We start from the raw sequence: 2,550 nt of genomic DNA on the forward strand, positions 1-2,550 counted from the left end.
CCGTCACCCACCGGCCGTCCGGCGCGCGGACCGGATCGGGCCGGCCGCCGGGCGGCGGACCGCCGCGCGCTGCTCCCGGTGCCGACAGCAGCCGCGCCGCCGAGAGCAGCGAACTCTCCACCGCGCTGCCGCGGCCCGTGTGGGCCCGGTGCAGCAGGCCGGCGAGGACGGCCTCCGCGCCGAGCATCCCGCCGAGCGAGTCCAGCACGGTGAGGAGCGTCGGGCGGGGCGGCTCGGCGGGGTCGGTCCGGAGGGCGTCGGCGAGGCCGGAACGCGCCTGCACCATGTAGTCGGTGGCCAGCGGCGGGTCGGGTACGGCGTCGGACCAGCCCGAGGTGTGGGCGTGGACGAGGTCCGGACGGACCCGGTGGAGCGTGGCGCTGTCCAGGCCGAGCCGCCGCGCCGTCGCCGGCCCCGGTGACCACCTCGCTGCGCCGGGAGGAGCTGCCCGCCGCGCTCGCCGCCGTCACGACCACCACCGCCGAGGGGTGCGTCCTGCCGCCCCGCCCCTGGTCGGCGGCAGACCACCGGCCCGGGGGCTGAGACCCGGCCGGCGCCGGGCGCCGCGGACCGCGAGGACCGCCCCGGGGCGGCGACGCACAGACGGACCGACCACCGCACGGCGACGACGAGGGGGCATCCCATGCCGACCACCGACGACCACTGGGAGATCGTTCCGGCCCGGCCCACGCCGGTGCTCTGCCTGCGCCACACCGGGTCCGGGGCGAACTGGCTCGACACCTGGCGCAGGCTGACCGCGCTGCTGTTCGAATGCGGCCTCGCCGGTCCGCGCACCCGCGCCGTCGGGGTGCTCTACGACCTGCACGACCGGCGCCCGGCCGACGAGGTGCGGTACGACGCCTGCCTGAGCGTGGACCACGGCGACCTGGACAACGGCACCGTCTGGCGGGGGCTCAACCGGGTCGGCGGGCTGCGCTACGAGGTCATCATGAGCGAGGGCCCGCTGGCACGGGTCGGTGCCGGCCACGCGCGCCGCCTCACCGACATGTCGGTGACCACCGGCGCGACGGTGCGCGGGCCGCGCCGGGACCCCGCCGTGGGAGCCCCGCTGTACGAGGTCTACCCCTGCAGCCCGGTCTTCCTCGCCGAGGAGGTGCCCGTCGTCGAGTGGTACCAGACGGTCCGCCGCGGGCCCGGGGGCGGGTGCGCCCCCGTCAAGGGCGCCTCGCCCGCCGCGTCCCCGGCGGCGGCCGGTCAGGACGCCGCCGCGAGCGTGCGCAGCCGCCGCCGGTCCACCTTGCCGGTCGGGGTGTAGGGCAGCGCGTCCAGCAGCAGCAGCCGCTCCGGCAGTTTCCGGTCCTCCAGCGCCGCCTCGCGCAGCCCCGCCACGAGGTCCCGCAGCGTCGGCGCCGCGCCCGGGGCCGGGACGACGCAGGCGCACAGCCGTTCGCCCATCACCGCGTCGGGTACTCCCACGCAGGCGGCGTCGCGGACGCCCGGGAGGCCGAGGAGCAGCTCCTCGACCTCCAGCGGGCTGATGTTGGCGCCGCCCCGCAGCACGATCTCCCGGCGCCGGTCCACCACGGTGAGCCGGCCGTCGGCGTCGAGCACCCCGAGGTCGTCGGTGCGGACCCAGCCACCGGGGGCGCGGTAGCGGGCGTTGAGCCCGGCCGCCCCGACGTAGCAGAGCGGGGTGAGCGGTCCCCGGGCGATGATCTCGCCGACCCGGCCGGGCCCCACGTCGGCCAACTGCTCGTCCACCACGCGGATCTCCACGACCGCCGGGTTGGGACGCCCGGACCGCCGCGGCGCCCCGTCCTCCCCGGACCGCCGCGGCGCCCCGTCCTCCCCGGACCGCCGCGGCGTCCCGTCCTCCCCGGGCGCGCCGGCCGGCCCGCCGCTGCCCTCCGCCATGGCGCAGTGGACCCCGTCCGAGGAGCCGTAGGTGCTGACGACGGGGCAGCCGAAGAGCGCCGCGGCGCGCCGGGCGGTCGCCCGGTCCAGCTTGGCGCCGCCGGCCACCACCGTTCGGACCCCCGAGGTGTCCGCGGTGGCGGCGGTCGGCTCGTCCGCCAGCAGCCGCAGCACCGTCGGCACCCCGAAGACGTGGCTCGGGCGGTGCTGCTCGACCAGCCCGAGCGCCCCGGCGGCGTCGAAGCGGGGCTGCAGGACCAGGGTCCCGCCGTGCACCATCAGCGTGCCGACCGTCGCGTTGCTGCCGAAGGCCGCGGAGAGCGGCACCAGCCACAGGCTGCGGGGCCGCTCGCCGGGGGCGAGGACCTCGCCCACGACCGCGCCGAGCCCGGTCGCCAGCGCGTTGTGGGAGAACGCCACCATCTTGGGCGCGGCCTCGCTGCCGGAGGAGACCATGATCCGCGCCGGCCCGTCCGGGTCGGGCCGCGCCGCGGCGACGGGCGCGGCCCGCAGCAGCTCCGCCAGGTCGGGAGCGCGGCCGGTGGGTGCCGCGCAGACCACCGTCCGCAACTCCGGCAGTGTGCGGGCCAGTTCCAGCGCCGGGGCGAGGTAGTCGTGGCCGCGGTGCTCGCCGGGGACGACGACGCAGGCGGCGCGCGCCCCGGCGAGCAGCGC

General features: G+C 78.7%; 4 protein-coding genes. 2 read left to right on the plus strand and 2 right to left on the minus strand.

The annotated features are described in order from the left end of the window. Nucleotides 1-388, minus strand: a 388-nt coding sequence (locus tag HCN56_RS25065) for a CoA transferase (protein WP_209313176.1), incomplete at its 3' end; no start/stop codon positions are given. 29 nt (nucleotides 389-417) lie between these two features. On the opposite strand from HCN56_RS25065, the gene HCN56_RS27095 reads away from it, so the two are divergent. Both HCN56_RS27095 and HCN56_RS25070 read left to right on the plus strand, forming a co-directional pair. Further along, nucleotides 418-543, plus strand: coding sequence for a hypothetical protein (locus HCN56_RS27095; protein WP_280923315.1), 126 nt, complete (start codon nucleotides 418-420; stop codon nucleotides 541-543). A gap of 100 nt (nucleotides 544-643) precedes the next feature. Beyond that, nucleotides 644-1,276 carry a GyrI-like domain-containing protein gene (locus HCN56_RS25070; protein ID WP_167974869.1) on the plus strand — a complete coding sequence of 211 codons (633 nt, stop codon included), beginning with the start codon at nucleotides 644-646 and terminating at the stop codon, nucleotides 1,274-1,276. On the opposite strand, the gene HCN56_RS25075 is transcribed toward HCN56_RS25070, so the two are convergent. Further along, a partial coding sequence (locus HCN56_RS25075) for a class I adenylate-forming enzyme family protein (protein WP_167974871.1) occupies nucleotides 1,216-2,550 on the minus strand: 1,335 nt, incomplete at its 5' end. The two genes, HCN56_RS25070 and HCN56_RS25075, sit on opposite strands and share 61 nt — an antisense overlap.

The organism is Streptomyces lonarensis (assembly GCF_012033735.1).
GTDB classification, from domain to species: Bacteria; Actinomycetota; Actinomycetes; order Streptomycetales; family Streptomycetaceae; genus Streptomyces; species Streptomyces lonarensis.